The following is a 1,060-nucleotide window of genomic DNA, read 5'->3' on the forward strand; positions in this document are numbered from 1 at the left end:
TGTCCGTCGTCAGATAATTTGAGACAGATCAAGCTTTTCGAGAAGGGAGGCTCTGGCTCATCAGGGGTTAGAGTTTAAGCGGCCTGCAGCTGATGCTGCAAGCGGCGGTTTGCGATAGTGACAAGCTTGATGCGTTTGCGTTCTGCAAGGATCGCTTCCGCCCTGCCGAAGTAGACATCGGCAGGTGTGAGGTTGTCGATGCTCTCATGATAGCGGACGTGGTTGTAGTGTTCGACGAAGGCGCGTACCTGCCGTTCGAGATCGCCAGGCAGGTAGTAATTGCTGAGCAGAATGCGGTTCTTCAGAGTCTGATGCCAGCGCTCGATCTTTCCCTGGGTCTGAGGATGATATGGAGCGCCGCGCACATGCTGCATGCCCTTATGGTCGAGCCACTTGGCCAGATCGTCCGCGACGTAACTCGAACCATTGTCGCTGAGAAGCCTCGGCCGGTGCGCGACGGTGATGTGGTCAAGGCCGGAGGCCGCGAGTGCCTGGTCGAGCGTGGCCGTGACGTCGGAGGCGCACATCGTGGGACCAAGCCTCCAGGCCACGATGTAACGCGAGAAGTCGTCGAGCACGGTCGACAGGTAGTACCAGCCCCAGCCGGTGATCTTGAGGTAGGTAAAGTCGGTCTGCCAGAGCTGGTTGATGGCGGTGGTCTTGTCCTTGAACTCGTTCGCCGCCTTGATCACCACATAAGCCGGGCTGGTGATGAGGTCATGTGCCTTCAGCAGCCGATAGACCGACGCCTCGGAGACAAAATACTTCCGTTCGTCGGTGAAGCGCACGGCCAGTTCGCGCGGCGACAGCTCCGGAAGCTCCAGCGCTAAATCAATGATCTGGCCCCGCACATCGTCGGGGATGCGATTCCAGACCCGGTCAGGTCGGGACCGATGATCGGCCAGCGCTTCAATGCCACCCTCACAGTAGCGATTATACCATCTATAAAACGTGGCGCGTGGGATCCCGAGCTTGTCCAGCGTGCGCTTGGCCGGCAGATGCGACTGCTCGACCAACTGGATGATCTCGGCCTTCTCGGACGCAGGGTATCTCATGCCTC

The 1,060-nt window shown here is 59.0% G+C and carries 1 protein-coding gene; it reads right to left on the reverse strand.

Going from position 1 to position 1,060, the window contains the following annotated elements; genetic code table 11:
- Positions 1 to 74: 74 nt before the first annotated feature.
- Positions 75 to 1,060: IS3 family transposase (locus ACZYOF_RS43915; RefSeq protein WP_463719609.1), on the reverse strand; the 986-nt coding region annotated here is incomplete at its 5' end.

This window comes from Bradyrhizobium sp. LeoA1Lang (assembly GCF_055413685.1).